This is a genomic window from Sorangium sp. So ce836 (genome assembly GCF_028553905.1).
GTDB classification, from domain to species: Bacteria; Myxococcota_A; Polyangia; order Polyangiales; family Polyangiaceae; genus Sorangium; species Sorangium cellulosum_D.
Genome location: NZ_CP102233.1, coordinates 3,924,304 through 3,942,972, shown reverse-complemented (window position 1 = coordinate 3,942,972; position 18,669 = coordinate 3,924,304). Strand labels below are relative to the sequence as shown.

12 protein-coding genes are annotated in these 18,669 nt (G+C 70.2%); 6 read left to right on the top strand and 6 right to left on the bottom strand.

The features are described 5' to 3' along the window. Positions 1–223: 223 nt before the first annotated feature. The gene (locus NQZ70_RS14620; RefSeq protein WP_129574756.1) at positions 224–913 is read left to right on the top strand and encodes an NrtR DNA-binding winged helix domain-containing protein; all 690 of its coding nucleotides are present in this window, start codon (positions 224–226) and stop codon (positions 911–913) included. 56 nt (positions 914–969) lie between these two features. Here the strand turns inward: NQZ70_RS14620 and NQZ70_RS14615 are convergent, their stop codons facing one another. The 4 genes from NQZ70_RS14615 to NQZ70_RS14600 form a co-directional block, all read right to left on the bottom strand. Further along, the gene (locus tag NQZ70_RS14615; protein ID WP_207217851.1) at positions 970–1,305 is read right to left on the bottom strand and encodes a hypothetical protein; all 336 of its coding nucleotides are present in this window, start codon (positions 1,303–1,305) and stop codon (positions 970–972) included. Positions 1,306–1,497: 192 nt separating this feature from the next. Then, on the bottom strand, positions 1,498–1,893 hold the full coding sequence (locus NQZ70_RS14610; protein ID WP_129574754.1) for a hypothetical protein: 396 nt from the start codon (positions 1,891–1,893) through the stop codon (positions 1,498–1,500). A 172-nt stretch (positions 1,894–2,065) separates the two neighbouring features. Further along, entirely contained in the window at positions 2,066–2,467 is a 402-nt protein-coding gene (locus NQZ70_RS14605) for a hypothetical protein (RefSeq protein ID WP_129574753.1), read from the bottom strand. Continuing rightward, positions 2,464–9,318, bottom strand: coding sequence for a DNRLRE domain-containing protein (locus NQZ70_RS14600; protein ID WP_207217850.1), 6,855 nt, complete (start codon positions 9,316–9,318; stop codon positions 2,464–2,466). Before NQZ70_RS14600 ends, NQZ70_RS14605 begins: the two co-directional genes overlap by 4 nt. A gap of 617 nt (positions 9,319–9,935) precedes the next feature. Between NQZ70_RS14600 and NQZ70_RS14595 the strand changes: the two genes are divergently transcribed. From NQZ70_RS14595 to NQZ70_RS14580, 4 genes are all read left to right on the top strand, one after another. Further along, positions 9,936–10,805: a protein phosphatase 2C domain-containing protein gene (locus NQZ70_RS14595; protein WP_237245306.1), complete on the top strand. Its 870-nt coding sequence runs from the start codon at positions 9,936–9,938 to the stop codon at positions 10,803–10,805. Positions 10,806–10,870: 65 nt separating this feature from the next. Beyond that, positions 10,871–12,802: a hypothetical protein gene (locus NQZ70_RS14590; RefSeq protein WP_129574750.1), complete on the top strand. Its 1,932-nt coding sequence runs from the start codon at positions 10,871–10,873 to the stop codon at positions 12,800–12,802. A 58-nt stretch (positions 12,803–12,860) separates the two neighbouring features. Beyond that, a complete protein-coding gene (locus NQZ70_RS14585) occupies positions 12,861–13,907 on the top strand; it encodes a nicotinamidase (protein WP_129574749.1) in 1,047 nt (348 codons plus the stop codon). 22 nt (positions 13,908–13,929) lie between these two features. Then, a complete protein-coding gene (locus tag NQZ70_RS14580; protein WP_129574748.1) occupies positions 13,930–14,754 on the top strand; it encodes a hypothetical protein in 825 nt (274 codons plus the stop codon). A gap of 6 nt (positions 14,755–14,760) precedes the next feature. On the opposite strand, the gene NQZ70_RS14575 is transcribed toward NQZ70_RS14580, so the two are convergent. Then, positions 14,761–15,729 carry a hypothetical protein gene (locus NQZ70_RS14575; RefSeq protein WP_129574747.1) on the bottom strand — a complete coding sequence of 323 codons (969 nt, stop codon included), beginning with the start codon at positions 15,727–15,729 and terminating at the stop codon, positions 14,761–14,763. 456 nt (positions 15,730–16,185) lie between these two features. Between NQZ70_RS14575 and NQZ70_RS14570 the strand changes: the two genes are divergently transcribed. Continuing rightward, a complete protein-coding gene (locus tag NQZ70_RS14570; RefSeq protein WP_207217849.1) occupies positions 16,186–17,571 on the top strand; it encodes a lipase family protein in 1,386 nt (461 codons plus the stop codon). Between the two features lie 20 nt (positions 17,572–17,591). Here the strand turns inward: NQZ70_RS14570 and NQZ70_RS14565 are convergent, their stop codons facing one another. Continuing rightward, positions 17,592–18,587, bottom strand: coding sequence for an AraC family transcriptional regulator (locus NQZ70_RS14565; RefSeq protein ID WP_129574746.1), 996 nt, complete (start codon positions 18,585–18,587; stop codon positions 17,592–17,594). Positions 18,588–18,669 lie beyond the last annotated feature (82 nt).

Here is an 18,669-nt window from a genome sequence, read left to right as displayed (position 1 = left end):
GCCGTCGAGCGTTTGTCGACAGCGGACGGCAAGTTTCGTGAACCCACCGGGGGAAACATCGCACCGTTTGCTGAGCCCGCTTGGCCCTCGAAGACGCGATTCCCGGTGAAGCTGTCGAGGCGTGCGGTCGCCGTGGCGCCGCGCCGCGGGGCCGGGCCCGGCGCGGGTTGACATGGTGTCCGAAACACACTAAGCTTCGTGTCCAGCTCACACGGAGGTCCGAATGTCCGTCGCGTACGAGCACCCACGGCCGGCATTGACGGTGGATTGCGTCGTGTTCGGCCTCGATGAGGAGGATCTGAAGGTGCTCCTCATCCGGCGGGAGCTCGAGCCGTTCCGCGGCCGGTGGGCGCTCCCGGGCGGCTTCGTGCGCGTCGACGAGTCGCTGGACGACGCCGCGCGGCGGGAGCTCGCCGAGGAGACGGGGCTCTCGGGGGTGTACCTGGAGCAGCTCTACACCTTCGGCGCGCTCGGGCGCGACCCGCGCGAGCGCGTCGTGTCGGTGGCGTACTACGCGCTGGTCAAGCTCGGGGATCACCGGGTGAAGGCGGCGACCGACGCCCGCGAGGCCGCGTGGTTCTCGGTGGACGACACGCCGGCGCTCGCCTTCGATCACGAGGAGATCTTCTCGACCGCGCTGGAGCGGCTGAAGGGCAAGGTGCGGTATCGGCCGATCGGGTTCGAGCTGCTGCCGCCGAAGTTCACGCTGTCGCAGCTCCAGCGGCTCTACGAGAAGATCCTCGAGCGCCCGCTCGACAAGCGCAACTTCCGCAAGAAGGCCCTCGGCACGGGGCTGCTCGTGGAGCTCGACGAGGTCGAGCAGGACGTCGCCCACCGGGCGGCGCGGCTCTACCGGTTCGACCGGCGGAAGTACGAGCGGCTGGAGAGGGACGGGTTCAGCTTCGAGATCTGAGGCGGGGCGGGCGGCGCCCGGCGAGCTCCCCCGGCCGACGCCGGGCGCGCTGATCTTCAATACGGCAACCGCGCGCCGTCCGGGACGAGGATACCGGCGTTGACCTTCTGTGCGACTTCGGCATGCAAGCGCTGCCGCTCGCTCTCGGGTGCCTCGACGAGCAGCCTATGAAAACGGTGCCGCATGGCCTCGGTCCATCGACCGGTCGAGATCGCCTGTGCGACGAGCCCTTCGGCCTGGCCCACGACCTCCCAGTCGCCCTCTTCGGCCGGCGCCGCCGGGGCCTCTCGAGGATCCGGCTGCTCGGCAGGCTCGGAGCCCGCCCCGGCGGCCTGCACCCCGGTCGACGCTTGGGCGAGCCGGGACGAGATACCTCGCGCCAGCGCGTCCATGTCGATCTTGCCAGGCGAGCTCTCGGCGCACCGAGCATTCAGCCTCTCGAGTTGCTGGTGGACGATACCCAGGCTACCCCGGACCGACCTCAGATCGGCGCGAACAGGCGCCCAGCAGAGCGTCGCCGCGAGCGTCCCAGCGGCGCCCCCTGCTCCGATCAGAACAACATCGCGCAACCAGGGATGCATGGCTCAGGGCAGGAAGCGCGAGCCGGTGTGCACGCTGACCGACGTGCAGGTCCCCTGCGCGTTCCAGCTGAACGAGATGGCGGAGTAGTCGGAGATTGCCTGAACCGCGTTCACGATCCCCGCGGACGACGAAGAGCACTCCTTGAATACACCAGCCGCGTTAGCGGCGAAGCAGCGCACGCTGGCGGAGCCGCTCGAATAGCCGTACACCGCGCAGTGGATCATCTCTTCCGAGTTCGACGAGGTCCGGGCGCCATACGCGGTCCCGCTCGCCTCTGACGCCACCGTGTCGATGAAGACCTCGGCGTGGTACGTGTCCCCGGCGACGGCGCTGCCCGCCACCGCGACGCTCGCGAGGGCGACGACGGCTGCTACGATCTTGATCTTATCGAATTTCATGAAGCATCATCTTGGCACAAAAGAAACACACACAACTATTCCAACGACGCCACCATGGCGTTCGAAGACACGGCAGGGAATTCGAATCGCCCTGAGCGGCTCACGCGGCCGCGCCAGCGCTCCGTCCCTGCCATGACGGAGCGCTGGCGAGAGCGCATCGGGCGCTCCGAGCCTACTGGACGAGCCCGCCGCGACCTGCCCGGCGGAGCCGGTCCGCGATGTAGCCCATGAGCTCCTGACGAGAGCGGAAGGGCCACAGCGCGACGACGACGCACCTGGACGCGGATCTCAGCTCGATTTTCCTGTCATTGCCGCGAATGGAGACGATCTCGGTCCATGGGATCGGCCGTGACAGCGGGTAGGCGACGCCCTCGTCGGTGATCTTCACGAGCGCCTGCCACAGTATCATCGCAGACACGGCCAGCGCCGAGCCAAGAAACATGACCACCACCTCGAGCGGTTGCGGGCTGTGCCATCGGGGCATGCACCACGCGAGCACCAGCAATGCAAGCCCCGGAGGAACCAGGATCACCACGGCAACAACCGCCCACCGCCGCCCGATCAGATCGTTCACTTCGATGGCCCATTCGAGTAGATGCCGGCCCCCACGTTCGCGCCGATGCTCCGCAAGGAGGTCGCCGCAAACACCTGAGGAGCGTCGTTCAGAGCCCTGGCAAGCCCTGAGTTGACAGCACCGCTGATGGCGGAGGACTCGACGAACTGCATGGTCGCGACGGGTGAGGGAGACGCCCAGGCGGCGAACCCTCCGCCGACGGCGCCGAGGAGCGCGGCACCGGCGATCCCCTCCCCCGTCGTATCCTGCCCATAGTAGGCGGCGGTGGTAAGGTACTGGCCTTCGCTGGCAAAACCACCGATCAGGGCGCTGCCCCACACGCCCGTTCCGAGCCAGCCAACGCCGAGTCCGGCGAGCCCTCCAGCCGTCGCCGCGATGGCTGCCTCTCCGTAGTCCACGCAGCCGAAGCCCTTCGTCAGCCCCTGCATGATGATCGAGCCCACGCCGCCCGCCACGAACCCGATACCCGCCGTCGCCAGAATCCCAAGTCTCCCGTCTGGATCGACGTAGTTGACTGGATCATTGTGCCCGTAAGCGTAGAAATTCGGGCCACCGGTGAAGCCGCTCGCATCCTTCGACGTCCAGCGCCCCACGCTCGGGTCGTAGTCTCGCGCCCCGAACCGCACGAGCTTCGTCTCCCGGTCGTACAGCCCGCCCGCGAATCCGAACGGCTGGAATCCTGGGTTCGTGTCGAGCGTGACATTGCCCCACTCGTCGTAATCGAGCCGCTGGGCGACCTCGCCGCTCGCCGCGTCCACGACGAGCCTCGGGCTCCCGAGGTGGTCCGTGAGGATACGGTAGGCGGCACCGCCCTTGAGCACCAGATCCGGCACATTCCGCCCCTGCGCGTAGACGAAGCGCGCCACCACGGTCCCCGCGCCGTCGAGCTCCGCCACTGGCTGAAGCGCGCTCCGGTAGAGGAAGCCCTGGACGTTGACCCCGTTCCGCTGCTTCCAGACGCGATGTCCCTCGCCGTCGATCAGGTAATCGAGCTCCGCGCCGTCCGGCAAGTCGACGTGCCGCAGGTTGCCACCGGGATCGTACGTGAAGGTCGTCGTCGCGCCGGTCGCCGTGTCGGTCACGCTCGTCCTGTCGCCTGCCGGGCTCGTCACGTACGTCCTGGTCCCATACGTGAGCAGACGGTCCTGGTCGTCGTAGGTGCCGCCCTCCGCGCCCGCCGGCGACGTGCGCGCCAGGCGGTTGCCGTTTGCATCGTAGTCGTAGTGCGCCGTGAGCACGCCGTCCCGGACCACGTCGGTCAGCCGCCCGGCGAGGTCGTAGGCGTAGTCGTACGCGTGAGTCTCTCCCATGATCGTCTCTGTCCGCTGGTCGATGCGCCCCAGCGCGTCCGGAGTATAACTCACCTCGTACACCGCCGACCCTGCCACCTGCGCGACGTACGTGTCCACCGCACCGTAGTCGTCGGGGCTGACCGTGTCGCTGACGACGCCGACGCTGCTCCCTGTGTACAGCCCGTTCTGCGGGTGGCGGTGCAGCGTGAGGCCGCCAGCCTGGTTGAGGAACCCATCCGCGTCGTAACCGAAGCTCAGGGCCGTGCCGCTGTTCACCCGCTCGCTGGCGATCCGGAAGTTGTTGTCATACGTCCAGTGCACCGCTCCCAGGCTGCTCCCCGTCCCGGTGGTCGTCCAGGTCCGGCTGGTCAGGAGCGCGCCGTCGTATCCGTACGCGACCGAGAGCCCGGAGGGACCGGCAATGCTCGCCAGGTGGCCCGTCGTGGGGTGATAGCCGTACTGGATCGTACCCAATCCGGCTGGCAACGTCACGAGCATGGGTCGGCCTGTAGTCGGATCCGGCGTGTGCACCGTGGCAGGCTCGCCGGGCCGGGTCGAGCTCGTGAGGAGGCGATCCAGGTCGTAGGACCAGGAGGTCTCCCTAGCGATGCCTCCGACCTCGGGCGCCAGGTACTGCTCGAGCAAAGCGGTCGGGGTATGCCCGAACGTGTGCGCGGGCCGGTCTGGCGGCGTCACGCTCTGGACGAGCCCGCCGGCGTCGTAGCTCGCGCCGAAGATCTCGTTGTCCGGCCGCGTCACCTGCGTGACCCGGCCGACCGGATCGTGCCCGACGATGGTGGTGTGATTCAGCGGCTGGGTCACCGTGGTGAGCCACCCGTTGTCCTCGTAGGTGTACGTCCACGTCCTGGACCCCTGAACGAGCGTATGGAGTCGACCGTTCGGATGATACGTCGCCTGGAGCGGAAGGACGCCCGGCACCGCGATCTCGGCTACCCGCCCCTGCGCGTTCAGGGTCGTCGTCACGTGCCGTCCAGACGGCAGGGTGTGGACGACCGTGCCCGACGCTTTGTCGAACACGTCGGTGAACACCTGGCCATTGACGGTCGTGGTCTCGGTGAGCGCGGTGATGTCGAGGTCGTTGGGCGGGAGCACCGATCGCGCTCGGGTGATCTGCATCTGCCTCCCGAGCGGCGTGGTGTAGGTCTCCTTGCCGATGATGGGCGCCTGCACGCCGAAGCGCGGATCGCCCGTCAACTCCGTGGAGACCGCGGTGCCATCCGGCTTCGTGATCGTGATCGATCCGTTCGGATCCATGCTCACGACGGTCGAGAGACCGTTCCATCCGGTATGCGTGCGCTGCTCGCCGCCGGCGGCGAGCTTCTCAATCGCGTGCGTGCGCGTCCGGCCCTCCGCCGTGGTGAGCGTGACGGAGTAGCCCGAGCTGGTGTCCGTCCGGCTGAGCGTCTGGAAGCCGTCCGCCGGATCATCGTCCCTGATGAGGCGCCCCTCGTCGTACTCGAACTCGTGCAGCCGTCCGAGCGGCTCCAGCATCGACATGAGGAGGCCCGTGCCCGGGTAGTACTCCAGCGTCGTCGTCTCGTTCGCGGGGTTCGTCAACGTCCAGAGGTAGCCCTCGGCATCCATCGCGAGCGATGTGGTCTGCAAGGTGGGCGCGACGATAGCCGTCGCGACGCCGCTCGAGTCGCGCTGGATCGTCGTCACCTGGCCGTCCACGTCGGTGACCGTCGTCAATCGGCCTTCGGGGTCGTAGCCGAACTGGTAGCGCGTGACCCCGAGCAGCGCGTCCTTCGTGGCGAGGTGGCGTCCCCGCTCGTCGAACACGTAGTATTCCGTGCCGTCCTCGCTCGGCACCGTGATGTTGCCGGGCGCCACGCCCGGGAAGGGCGCCTTCAAGCGGACGATGAGCGAATTGGTCGCCTGGACCCCGTCGGCGATGAAGATCTCCCCGTTCGGCGTGACGGCGAGGCCCCGCGGCCGGATGAACCAGGCCTTGGTCGCCGGCCCGTCGAGCCCGCAATGCTCGGAGCTGCACAGCGTCGGAAGGGTACCGCGGTTGCCCGCGATCGTGGTGATGATGCCGTCCGGCGAGATGCGGCGCAAGGTGGGGTAGTCGTGATCCGCGATCCTCTGGGTCGTGAAGTAGATGCTGCCGTCGGGTCCGAGCGCGAGCGCTTGCGGCGATCCGAGGAACGCTGACGTCGCCGGGCCCCCGTTGCCCGTCTGCCCCGTGCTTTCGCCCGCGAGGCCCCCGACCGTGGTGAGGACTCCGTTGAGGTCGACGCGCCGTATGAAGTTGCCAGCAGAACCGATCGCACCGCCCGATTCGGCGAGGTAGAAGCCGCCGTCCGGCGCGGCGGCGACGGCGGTGATCCACGCGAACTGAGCCTCGGTGGCCCGGACGCCATCGACGGAGTGGCCTATGTCTCCCGTGCCCGCCACGGTGCTGATGATCCCGTCGGGGGTCACCATTCGGACACGCGTGCGCATGGCGATGTACAGGGCGCCGTCCGGCGCGACCGAGATGCCGTAAACGCTGTCTCCGAGGGGGACAGAGGTCGCGGCCACGTTGCTGGGCGCGTTAGCGAGGCTGCAGCTGCCGTTCCCGGCGACGTTCCAGATGATGCCGTCCGGGGCGACGCGCCGGATGCGGCAGCCGTCCTTGAAGTAGATGCTTCCCTCAGGCCCGATCGTCATGAAATCCAGGCTTCCCAGGAGCGCAGTCGTGGCAGGTCGATTGTCTCCGTTGTATCCGAATTGATTGTAGACGCCGGCGACGGTGCTGATGATCCCGTCGGGGCCGATCTTCCGGACGCGATACGTCCCCGTGTCGGGGAAATAGACGCTGCCATCGGGCCCGACCGCGACGCCGCGCGGAATGCCGATGTACGCGACCGCGGCGTTGATGCCGTCGGCGGCGGCGACGCTGCTCGAGGGGATCTCGCCCGCCACCCGGCGGAGGCTGTTCGGCAAGTCGCGACCCGTGCGCCGCTCGCCGTCGCCTCGATAGAGGATCGAGGTGACGGGATCGTACGCATGGTGCTCGCTGAGGCTCAGCCCGCCGAGCGCGTCGGCGTCGTTGTGCCAGGCGCCCAGGGTGCTCTCCCAACGCCGGTGCAGCGTGATGTCCTGCCGCGTCCTGTTCCCCGAGATCCGGTCGCCGCCCAGGCGGCCGAACGAGCCCCCGCCCCCGCTCACCGTTCCCCCGCCGGCGGTGCCGCTCAGGTTGGGCTTCTTGTATTCCCCCTCGTAGGTGTAGCCGATATCCACCACGACCGGCTGCTTCCCCGCGACGTCGCGGCCGAGAGCGTCCTTGCCGTCCCACTCGAAGACATACTCCTGGTTGGGCGCGCAGGGGCACGACTGGGCGTACCCGAAGCTGCGCCCGGCGATGGTCACGCCGACGCCGATCCGCAGGAGCTTCGAGTGGACCGTCGCCTTGGTCAGCGGGATCGGGAGGCGGTACAGGTCCCTTCGCCCTAGCGTCCGGTCGCTCTGGTAATGCAGGCTGAAGGGCGTGCCGCTCACGGGCAGCCGCTCGCCGAGGACCTGGCTCTCGCACTCGATGATCGAGCCGGTCGCCTTGCAGGTGTTGCACGGAAGGTCGGTCGCCGCGCCGGAGCCGTCGGGCGGCGGGACCGCGTCGTCCGGCGGCCCGAACGGCCAGTTCGTGTCCCACGGCGTGAAGTGCGTCACCTGGACGCGCCAGAGGCTCGTCCCCGCCGTGTACAGCGCGCCAAGCTGCTCGAGCTCCTCGGCGGTGATGCCCAGCTCGTCGAGCGCGCTCGCGTCGTCCGCCACGTCGTCGCCGTCGACGTCCAGCGACGCCACGCCGCCGCTCACGTCGAGGATCTCGATGACGCGCCCGTCCTCCGACGGAATCCATATCCCCTGCTGCGCATCGTAGTACCCGAGCGGGACAGGCGTCCCGACGGGAAAGCTCAGGAAGTTCTCGACGTAGAACGGGACGGGCTGCGTGAACTCGACGTTCGTCGCCCCGGCGGCGACCGCCTCGTCGAGCCCGAGCTCCACCGCATAGGTGTACGCGCTGGCCGCTGGCAGCGTACCCGGCATGGCCTCGGGGCCGTTCGGGCCGACCGTGTACTCGGTGGCGCGCACGTGTACCTCGGCCGGCAAAGCCACGGTCGTCATGGCCCCCGGCGGGCCGTTCGGGTCGGGCACGGTCATCGTCCCCGAGGTGCCCGGGGGGAAGAGCAACGTCGCCTGTCGCGTCCCGCTCTCGTCGGTCTGCACGCTCCCCCGCGCCACCTGGATCTCCGTCGCGCTGCCCAGCTCGACGGGCGTCACCACCGGATCGCGCTCGATCAGCACCACGTCGGGCGCGTCGGACCAGCGTTGCCAGGAGGTGGCCACTTGCCGCTGGGATGGCAGGTATCCGGCCTTCTCATAGCTGATCGTGAGCGGCTGGCCGCCGCGCACGACCAGCTCGAACGCCCCGTCGGCGCGCGTGAGCACCCGACCGAAGCTCTCGGCGTCCTCCACGTCGTGGCCCAGCACGCTCACCTGGACGCCCGATATCGGGACACCCGCCCTCGTCGCGACCTTGCCCTTGACGACCGCGACCGTGCCCGCGGCGAACGTCGCGGTCACGCCCGTCTGCGGCGCGCTCGGCCCCTGGTAGATGCACCCCACCGCGTCGATGAGCCGGGTAGCCACGGTCGGATCCAGCGCCGGACAGGCCACGTGCGTCACCGCGCCGGTGGCCGGGTCACACGTGTCGATCGTGCTCGGATCGCTGTCGTCGGTCGAGATGGGGGTGTGCACGATGCCCAGCACCGGGTCGCAGGTATCGGTCGTGCACGCATCGCCGTCGTCGAGCGTGCCGGCGCAGGTCGACTCGGTCGTGTAACAGACCTCCAGGCTCGGCCGCCTGCTGACCGTCGGCTCCTCGCTGCTCGGGAAGCTGGTGGTGAGGACCGGCGCCTCCTCCAGGAGGACGCCGTGGTTCGGGACGGTGCCCGCAAGCCACGCCGCGGCGAGCGAGGTCAGGTCGGCCGACCGGATCCCGGCACCGGGCAACGATTGGAACGACGCCGCGATCGCCGAGTCGAAGTCGCTCCCGTTCCCCAGGCTCTGCCAGGTCACCGTCGACTCGGTCCACGGCGAGAGGATGCGGTGGATGTTGATGGTGCTCGAGCTCGTGGTATCCCGGAAGATCTGCTCGAGCCGCAGCGTCGCGGAGACGACGTTCGCCCCGGCGGGCACCGGCGAGAGATCGAAGCGCAGGACGGCGTGCCGCACGCCGAACTCGGCCAGGGTGCCCGTGCGGAGGAGCACGGTCGAGTCGCTCCAGGTCGGGAAGGTCTCCCAGATGGTCGCGTCCTCCACCGCGCCGGCCGTCCCACGCTGGATCGTGACACAGGTCGGGTCCTCCAGCGCGAGCTTCGCGGTGCCGTGGAGCTCCTCGTTCGGCGAGCCCGAGCCGCAGCCGGCGCCGAACGCGATGGCGCTCAAGAGGACGCCGTTCGCGAGGAGGGGGTACCTCCGCCGGTACCTGTTCCGCGGCTCGAAGATCTCGAGCGCTTGAAGGGAGGCTCGTCGATGTCGTCTCGCGAGCAATCTAGCTGCTATTTTAGTCGCCATTGCACCTCCGCAGCGCGGAGCGCGTGCGTCACAGCAATGCGACATGCGCGCGCCGGCCTCGCTCGCGCCCGCGGTCACCTCGGTCGGTCACGCCCAGTGGCATTGACGCGCGAGGGGCACACGAGCGCCCTGAGAACATCCAGCGCGCGACCGAGCAAGCCATGTACCAGCCGGCGCTCCTTCCCCCGCTCGGCATCGGCGACGCTCGATCGTCCTTCGTCCCGAGCACACGCTCAGCAGATGACCGTTACCACAGCAAACGTTCACGGGCACGCGTGCCAGGGTGCCAGGGTGCCAGCGTGCCAGCGTGCCACCGCGGGACGGGGCGACGGTCGCGCGCCCTTCGATGCCCTGGACCCCACAGGACCGCGAGGGCGACCCGGCTGGCGCGCCCGGGGTTGACATAGTGTCCAAACAACACTATGCTTCGTGTACCAGTAACACGAAGACCCACTACTTCGGGCCGGCGCCCGCGGAGACGCGGGCGACACGTCGACGCTCGCCTTCGATCGCCAGGGGACCTCCTCGTCGGCGCGCTCGGAAGCGCTGCTCGCTCTCGGGCTCTCAGCGCGCCCTCGCCGGGCGCAGAAGGGATGTTTATGTCTCGCGAGGCCGCTTTCTTTGCTGACCTGGGGGCGGGACCACGCATCGAGATCGCCGGCGGCACCGTGACCGGGACGGACCACCTCGCGTTGGGCCGGCCCAACCAGGATGCCTTTGCCTTCCGGGCCGAGGGCGGCTGTCTTGCCGCGGTGGTCTGCGACGGCTGCGGCAGCGGCGCGCGCAGCGAGGTCGGCGCCGCGCTCGGGGCAAGGCTCGTGACCGAGCAGGTGCTCGGCGCGCTCCGGCGGGGCGGTGCTCTCGAGTCGCCGGAGACCTGGGAAGAGGTGCGGCGCGGGGCGCTCGCGCCGCTCAGAACGATGGCGGTCGGCATGGGCGGGAGCCTCGCCGAGGTCGTGTCGACCTACTTCCTCTTCACCGTGGTCGGCCTCGCCATCTCCGGGGACAGGGCGTGCGCGTTCTCCCTCGGCGACGGCCTGATCGCCCTCGGCGACGAGCTCCTGCGGCTCGGCCCTTTCCCGCGGAACGAGCCCCCGTACCTCGCGTACGGCCTGCTCGATCGCCCGCCGGGCGGCGAGGCGCCGCGCTTCACCGTGCACCGCGCCTTCCCGTCGAGCGCCCTCAGGACTGCCCTGCTCGGCACGGACGGCGCGATCGATCTCCTCGAGTCGTCGTCCCGGCAGATCCCGGGCGGCGGCGGCGCGGTCGGCCCGCTCTCCAGGCTCTGGGAGGACGATCGCATGTTCGCCAACCCGGACGCGGTGAGACGGCGGCTCGCGCTCATCAACCGCACGGTGACGCGGCCTGTATGGAAGGAAGAGCGGATGGAGCGCGAGGGCGGGCTGCTGCGCGACGACACGACGCTCGTCGTCGTGCGGAGGGCGCAGAGCGCGCGCCATTGACCCGCGGCCCTGCGCGGCTTCGCGAGGGGACAACACGGCTTTTCGTACGCCCGGAGGAGGCGAAGGTGGACGTTTATCTCGGTGCAAAGCGGGTTCGGCTCGACCCTCGGACCTCGATCGGCAAGGGCGGAGAGGCGGACGTGTTCGACCTCCGCGACGGCCGGGCGCTCAAGGTCTGGAAGACGCCCGATCACCCGGATTACGCGGGACAGGACGCCGAGCAGCGCGCCGCGCAGGACCGCATCGAGCGCCACCAGGACAAGCTGCGCGCCTTTCCCGGCGCGCTGCCCGCCCAGGTGATCGCGCCCGTCGAGCTCGCGACCGACAGATCGAAGAAGCGCATCGTGGGCTACGCCATGCGCCTCGTGCGCGGCGCCGAGCCGCTCCTGCGGTACGGCGAGCCGTCGATGCGCCACGGCGGGCTCTCGTCGGCCGCGGTCTCCGAGGTGCTCTCCGGGCTCCACCGGACCGTGGAGGCGATCCACGGCCGGGGCGTGGTGATCGGCGACTTCAACGATCTCAACGTCCTCGTCGCCGGCGGCGAGGCGTTCGTCATCGACGCCGACAGCTTCCAGTTCGGCCCGTTCCCGTGCCAGGTGTTCACCGAGCGCTTCGTCGATCCGCTGCTCTGCGACCCTTCCCTGCCCCGGCCGGTCCTGGGGAGGCCCTATTCGCCCGACTCCGACTGGTACGCGTTCACCGTGATGGTCATGCAGAGCCTGCTCTGCGTGGGGCCGTATGGCGGCGTCTTCCGGCCGCGGTCCGCGGCGGCGCGCGTGCCCGAGTGCGCGAGGCCGCTCCGCCGCATCACCGTGTTCGACCGCGAGGTGCGGTATCCGAAGCCGGCGATCCCCTACCGCGTGCTGCCCGACGATCTGCTCGACGCGCTGTACCGCGTCTTCGTCGAGGATCAGCGCGGCGCCTTCCCGCGCCGGCTGCTCGAGGGGCTCGCGTGGACGCGGTGTGCGTCGTGCGGCGTCGAGCACGCGCGCCCCGCCTGCCCGACCTGCGCGGCCGCGGCGTCGGCGGCCGTCAAGGCGTCGACGGTGGTCCACGGCGAGGTGCTCGCGACGCGGCTCCTGAGCACGCGCGGGGTGATCCTCGCTGCGTCCGCCGGACCGGGCGGGCTCGCTTATCTCGTGCACGAGGCCGGGCGATTCCTGCGGGAGGACGGGTCGGTCGTCCTGTCCGGCGCGCCCCACCCCGCGATGCGGTTCGCGGTGCAAGGGAGGGCGACGCTGATCGGCCGCGGCGGCGAGCTCGTGGTGCTCTCGCCGGGGGCGCCGCCCGAGCGGATCCCGGTGGATTGCCTGGGGACGAGCCCCGCCTTCGGCGTCAACGAGCGCGCCCGCTACTGGACCCACGGCGGGAAGCTCCTGCGCAGCGGCAGGCCGGGCGCCGCCGCGCTGTCGGGCGACGCGGGCGCCGTCGCGATGGGCGATGTCCTCGCCGGGCAAACGGTGTTCTGGGTCGGTCCCCGCTTCGGGCTCGGCTTCTACCGCGCCGGGAACGTCTCGATCGCGTTCGTCTTCGACGCCGAGCGGCCGGGCCTCAAGGACACGGTCAAGCTGCCTTTCCCCGGCGGCAAGCTCACCTCGGCCACGTGCGTGTTCGACACGTGCGTGTTCGACGGGGCGGCGCCGCGCGCCGGCCGCGGGCGCGCGTGGCTCTTCCTCGCGGCCGAGCTGGCCGGCCGGACCGCGCACCGGTGCATCGTCGTGGGCGAGGACGGCGCCGTCGAGGCGGTCGCCGACGGCGAGGGGGGCGACGGCTCGTGGCTCGGGGCGCTCACGGGCAAGTGCGCGGCGTCCGGGTTCCTGCTCTCGGCGACCGACGGCGGCGTCGTCCGCGTCGAGGTCCGAGGGGGAGCGCTCGTGCAGACGCGGCAGTTCCCCGGCACCGAGCCGTTCGTCACCCAGGCTTCCCGGCTGGTCGTCGGGCCAGAGGGCCTGTTCGTCGTCGACGCCCAGGCGATCACCTTGCTTCGCATCGCGTGAATTCGATTCTGAGCCGATCGGCCCGCTCCCGCGGGCCGCACGAGAGGAGAGAGAGACCATGAAAACGACAGAGCTCCCGCTGCCCGCCTTCTACGATCCGAGGAACGCCGAGCGGTGGGGTTACCACCCCGACGAGACGGCGCTCCACGGCGCCGCCGCCGCGTGGCGGAAGGCGCACGGCGTCAAGCCGTCGGCCGCGGACGCGCGGAACGTGCACCTCCTGCTCATCGACGTGCAGAAGGACTTCTGCTTCCCGCAGGGCTCGCTCTACGTCGCCGGCAGGAGCGGCACGGGCGCGGTCGACGACAGCCGCCGCATCGCCGAGTTCGTCTACAAGAACCTCGCGTCCATCACGAACATCACGGTCACGATGGACACCCATTTTGCGTACCAGATCTTCTTCCCGTCCTTCTGGGTGGATCGCGAGGACCGGCCGCTCTCGGCGCACCGGGAGATCACGACGGCGCAGATCGACGCGGGGGAGGTGCGGCCGAACCCGGCCGTGGCGCGGTGGCTCTGCGGCGGGAGCTATCCGTGGCTGATGAAGCAGGTCCGGTACTACTGCGAGGAGCTCGAGAAGGCGGGCAAATACAAGCTGTACCTGTGGCCGCCGCACTGCATCCTCGGCAGCGACGGCCACGCGCTCGCGGGCGTCGTGCACGAGGCGCGGATGTTCCACGCGTTCGCGCGCGGGGTGCAGTCGTGGGTGGAGGTCAAGGGCGGCAATCCGCTCACCGAGAACTACTCGGTGATGCAGCCCGAGGTCCTGACGCGCCACGACGGCCAGCCGCTGGCGCAGCGGAGCACGCTCTTCCTGAAGACGCTGCTCCACGCGGACGCGGTGCTCATCGCCGGCCAGGCGGCGAGCCACTGCGTGCGCAGCTCGATCGAGGACATCCTGACCGAGATCGCGCTCACCGATCGCGCGCTCGCGAAGAAGATCTACGTGATGACGGACTGCATGTCGCCGGTCACGGTGCCCGACGGCAAGGGGGGGTTCGTCGCGGACTTCACGGCCGAGGCGGACAAGGCGCTGAGCCGGTTCGCCGCCGCCGGGATGAACCTCGTGAAGAGCACCGACCCGATCGAGCGATGGCTCGTCTGAAGCAAAGAAGAGAAGAGAGGCGATGAACATGAGCAAAGACGACGGTAAGACGATGAATAGCGGTGGCTCGCTCGACATCGAGCAGCTGTTCGAGGCCGCGCGGGACGAGGGCGCGCTCTCGCCCGAGGCGATGCAGGCGCTGCACATCACGGATCTGGGCGCCCAGATCCAGGCCGGCTTCGGCGTGCAGGTGGACGACGTCGCGTCGTCGGAGGTGGTGCTCGTCACCGTGATGCCCGACGACTCGGGATCCATCAAGTTCGCCGGCAACGCCCGGGCGGTCCGGGACGGGCACAACCTGGTGGTGAGCGCCCTCGCCGACTCCAAGCAGCGCGACTCCATCCTCGCGCACAACCGCTACCTGAACGGGACCGTGCTGTATCCGTATTGCCCGATCGGCCAGGCGGTGAAGATGGACACGAAGAACTACGACCCCGAGCTCGGCACGCCGCTCTACGACCAGGCGGTGGTGCTGCTGGGAACGGTGATCGCGAAGGCGCAGGAGTTCGCGCTGAGCGGCGTCCCGGCGCGCACGGTCACGCTGATCATCTCGGACGGCGCCGACGCGGGATCGACGTGGGCCAAGGCCAAGGACGTGTGCGCGCTCGTCCGCGACATGCGCCGCGCCGAGGCCCACATCGTGGCGGCGATCGGCATCGACGACAAGAACACCGACTTCCGCGCCGTCTTCCGCGACATGGGGATCGAGGACCGCTGGATCCTGACGCCGAAGAGCGACGCCGCCGACATCCGCAAGGCGTTCGCGCTGTTCTCGCAGTCGGCGGTGCGCGCCAGCCAGGGCGGCGCGTCGTTCTCGAAGACGGCCGCCGGCGGCTTCGGCGCGTGAGCCGCGTCAGGCCGCGGCCGCCCAGGGAAGGACGCCATAACGGCGGCGCAGCTCCTCGACGTCCACGTCCATGACCGACCAGAAATCCCAGTCGTCCATCAGGTCGATGTTCATCTTCGTGCCTCGAACGAACGAGCGCGCGAGATCGTCGGCGAGCCCCGGCGTCGCCAGCATCCCCTGCTGCGACGGCGCGAGCACCGTGAGCTTTATCCCTTGCTGGAGCTGGACCAGCAGGAACACGAGGATGCCGAACGGGTTCTCGCGGCGATACCCCGCCTGGAAGGCGATCGTCAGCGCCTCGCTGCGGAGGTCGGTGCCGTAGCCGGCGAGGATGTGGCTGAGATCGTGGGTGAGCACGCCCTCGGGCACGCCGCGCTTCTCGCCGGGAAAGGAGAAGCCGTTCTCTCGATAGAAGGTGAAGAGCGCCTTGCCGAGGGTGCCCTCCGGGTACCCCTCGAGGGAGCGGTAGCGCGCGGCAACGGGCTCGTTCTCCAGGAGGCCGGCGAAGCTCGCGAGGTTCTTGGCGAGCCCGGAAACGCCGCCTTCGTCGAGCATGCGCCGCACGCTCTTGCCGAGCAGCGCGTTGCGGCTGATGTCGACGCGCAGGAGGAGCAGCCGCCGCTCGTAGAGGCGCTGGAGCTGGCGGACCGCGGGCGGGCGCGCCCCGAGCGCCGCGGCGAAGCGCTCGACCTCGAGCAGCTCGCGCTCGTCGATGCGCTCGCCGCACAAGGTCATCGCGCAGAGCCCGCTCACGAGCTGCTCGCGGAGCGCGGGCTCGCGGACGGCGGCCGCGAGCTCCTCGGGCGCGATCGGGGCGAGCGCGTCGATGTCGTGCGCCGTGTGGAGGAGGTGCCGCTGCACCGCGGCGATCGCGTCCCGCCGCGGCCCGTCGAGGGGACCGGCCGAGGTGAGGACGCCCTTGATGGCACGCAGACCCGCGTGGGCCTGCTCTTGGCTCGGAATGAGGTAGGTCATGCCGGAGAGGATGAGGACGAGGGCGCGTCCCGTCCTTGACCGGCGGCGCCAATGTGTTGACCGGGCGCGCCGCCGGAGCGGCTCGCAGGCAGGGGCGCCGGGAGGGTCTCTCTGCACGTCGCTGTCCCATTGTTCTGTCCAGGGAGCATGCACCCGCCGTGGCAGCTTTGCGCCGTGGGCTCACCGTAGCCAGATCGCGACACACCGCGCGCGGGGCGGCCGTGGTACGGTGGGCGTCGCTTCTCCGCCGCTGCTGGGCACGCGCTCGTGCCCCGCAGATCGCGGAGCGCGGATCGACAGAGGGCCTCGATCGCGCAAGCGGGTGGCGACGCGCGCCTTCGCCGCGACAGCCTGCGATCGACAGGAGAGATGAGGGGGGTGGCCATGAGGTTTCAGGTTGCTTGTACGAACCGTGACAATCTTGAGCTCGATCGCGAGCTTGGACGCGCAGAGGCGGTGAGCGCCGACCGCGCGGACAGCGGCGATGTGCCGTTCGCGGTCCCTCGACAATCCCGGGTCATCAAGGCGAGCCGGGGCAGCGCCGGAGAACAGACGATGCTCGACGGTCGGGAGGCCCCGAGCGCCCGCGGGATCGTCGAGCACCTGCTCAAGAGCAGGCCGGGGGAGTACGACAGCCGGGCGGCGCAACTCCTCGCCACCGCGTCGGCGTGGGCGTACTCGGATATCGACACCTTCACCAGGATCATGGGCCGCCGGGGCCTCCAGGGGGCGACGTGCGTCGAGGTCTCGCTCACCAACGAGGAGCTCTTCGTCGACACAAGCGCATACCTGGTCCAGAGCCCGTGCAAACAGCTGGCGATCCTCTGCTTCCGAGGGACGAGGCTGAGGAACGTGATCACCTGGCTGACGGACGCTGCCGTGAAGCCGGAGCCGTTCCACGCGGCGGGGACGGTGCATGGCGGCTTCTACCGGGCCGCCCGGGCCGTGTGGTCGCCCCTCCTGGTGATGCTGAGGGGCGCGCTCCACGGGCGCCGCGTCGACGACGAGCTCTCGCGGGAGATCGAGAGGACCGCCGTCCGCTCGGTGACGCTCGACGGGCTCGTGCGCAGCGTCGACGAGGCGCGGCTCGACAAGGTTCTCGAGGAGGTGCGCGCGGTCAAGAAGCTCATCGTGCAGGACGCCAAGGAACGGCTGCTGGACAAGGTCGCTCCGGGGAGCGCCGGCAGAGGACGGCCGGAGGACGCTTCCATGACGCCCGGGTGTGACGAGAGCACCTCGTCCGCGCCGTCGGCGGCCCTGGCGCCCCACGCGGCCGCTGGACACCTGCGCGCGCGTGAATCCGGACCGAAGCGCGCAGAGGAGCCCACGCTGAAGGCGCTCTACATCACCGGCCACAGCCTGGGAGGCGCGCTGGCGGTCCTCGCCGCGTCGCAGCTCTTCATGGCCAACGAGGCTCCAGAAGACGCGGTGGAGGACCTCCAGGCGCTGCAGGGGTGCCTGCGCGGCGTCTACACCTTCGGGCAGCCGATGGTCGGCAACAAGGTGTTCGCCGACAAGCTCGGCCGGTGCTTCGGGGACCGGCTGTTCCGCCATATCTACGGGGTGGACGTGGTGCCGTCGCTCCCGCCGATCTCGACGGGGCCGTTCTCGCATTTCGGCCAGGAGCTGCGCGCCAACGGCGCCGGCTGGGGCGAGCACGCCGGGAAGGTGAACCAGACCTGGTCCGCCACCTTGGGCCTCGCGCTCGGGGTTGCGGCCTTCGTCATCGAGCAGCTGCCTTTCCTCCACTGGATCAAGCTGCGCTTCTCGCTGGCCGACCACTCGCCGCTCACCTACCTCCGCGTGTCCCAGCGGAGGGACTCGGTGACCGAGTTCGACTGATGGGGCCCGCCTCCGCGCCGTCAGGCGGAGCGGCGGTACGCGGCGGGGCTGTGCCCGGTCCAGCGGCGGAACGCGCGCGAGAAGGCGCTCACCTCGGAGAAGCCCAGCAGGAACGCGACCTCGGAGATGGTGCGGCCCCGCTCGCGCATGTGGGCGATCGCGAGCTTGCGGCGCGCCTCGTCGAGGACGCCCTTGTAGCTCTCGCCCTCGTCGCCGAGCCTCCGCTGCAGCGTCCGCGCGCTCATGCCGAGGGCGCGCGCGGCGTCGGCGACGTCGGGGACGCCGCGCCCGAGCGCCTCGAGGAGGTGGCGCTCGAGGGCGCCGCGCACGCTCGGCTCGGCCGGCAGGCGGGCGAGCAGCTCGTCGGCGTGCCGGCGGAGGACCGCGCCGAGCGCCGGGTCCGACCGCAGCGTGGGGGCGTCGAGGAACGCGGCGTCGAAGAGGATCGCGTTCTCGTCCGCGCCGAAGGCGAGCGGCGCGGCGAGGAGGCGGTCGTACTCGCCGCGCTCCGCCGGGGCGGGATGGGCGAGCGTGATCCGGTGCGGTGTGAAGGACAGGCCGGTGAGGGCGCGGGCGCGCAGGACCCACAGGCCCACGATGAAGCTCGAGAGCTGCGGCGGCGCGACGGCGGACGAGAAGCGCTGCGTGACGCGGGCGCGCGCGCCGTCCACGGAGAGCCGCACGTCCGAGGCATCGTGGATCAGGCGCTGATAGCGCAGCACGCAGCCGATCGCCTCGCGCACGGTGGCGCACTGCGCGGTGACGAAATCGACGACGTCGAACAGCTGGCCGACGAGCAGCTCGGCCGCGTGCAGGCCGAACGCCGGGTCGCGCGCGAGCTCGGGGACGCGGGTCCACGCGCGGACGACCGTGTCGTGGGGGACACGGGCGGTGGGATCCTCGAGCTGGGCGGGGTCGACGCCGGCGACCGCGAGGGCCTCGCGCGGGTCGACGCCGGCGCGCGACGCGGTGAGGACGCAGAGTCGGATGGCCTTGATGCAGCCGGTGGGGCCCATGGCGCTCGCTCCCTGTCGTATCCGATCTTGCGCCCGCCATCACGACGGCGCGCCGTCGCGCGGGGGACGAGGCCGGCGCGCG

Bases quoted from the DNA above. Each gene is read 5' to 3' on its own strand.
- NQZ70_RS14620 (WP_129574756.1), top strand. From the start codon at position 224: ATGTCCGTCGCGTACGAGCACCCACGGCCGGCATTGACGGTGGATTGC.
- NQZ70_RS14615 (WP_207217851.1), bottom strand. From the start codon at position 1,305: ATGGACGCGCTGGCGCGAGGTATCTCGTCCCGGCTCGCCCAAGCGTCG.
- NQZ70_RS14610 (WP_129574754.1), bottom strand. From the start codon at position 1,893: ATGAAATTCGATAAGATCAAGATCGTAGCAGCCGTCGTCGCCCTCGCG.
- NQZ70_RS14595 (WP_237245306.1), top strand. From the start codon at position 9,936: ATGTTTATGTCTCGCGAGGCCGCTTTCTTTGCTGACCTGGGGGCGGGA.
- NQZ70_RS14585 (WP_129574749.1), top strand. From the start codon at position 12,861: ATGAAAACGACAGAGCTCCCGCTGCCCGCCTTCTACGATCCGAGGAAC.
- NQZ70_RS14580 (WP_129574748.1), top strand. From the start codon at position 13,930: ATGAACATGAGCAAAGACGACGGTAAGACGATGAATAGCGGTGGCTCG.
- NQZ70_RS14575 (WP_129574747.1), bottom strand. From the start codon at position 15,729: ATGACCTACCTCATTCCGAGCCAAGAGCAGGCCCACGCGGGTCTGCGT.
- NQZ70_RS14565 (WP_129574746.1), bottom strand. From the start codon at position 18,587: ATGGGCCCCACCGGCTGCATCAAGGCCATCCGACTCTGCGTCCTCACC.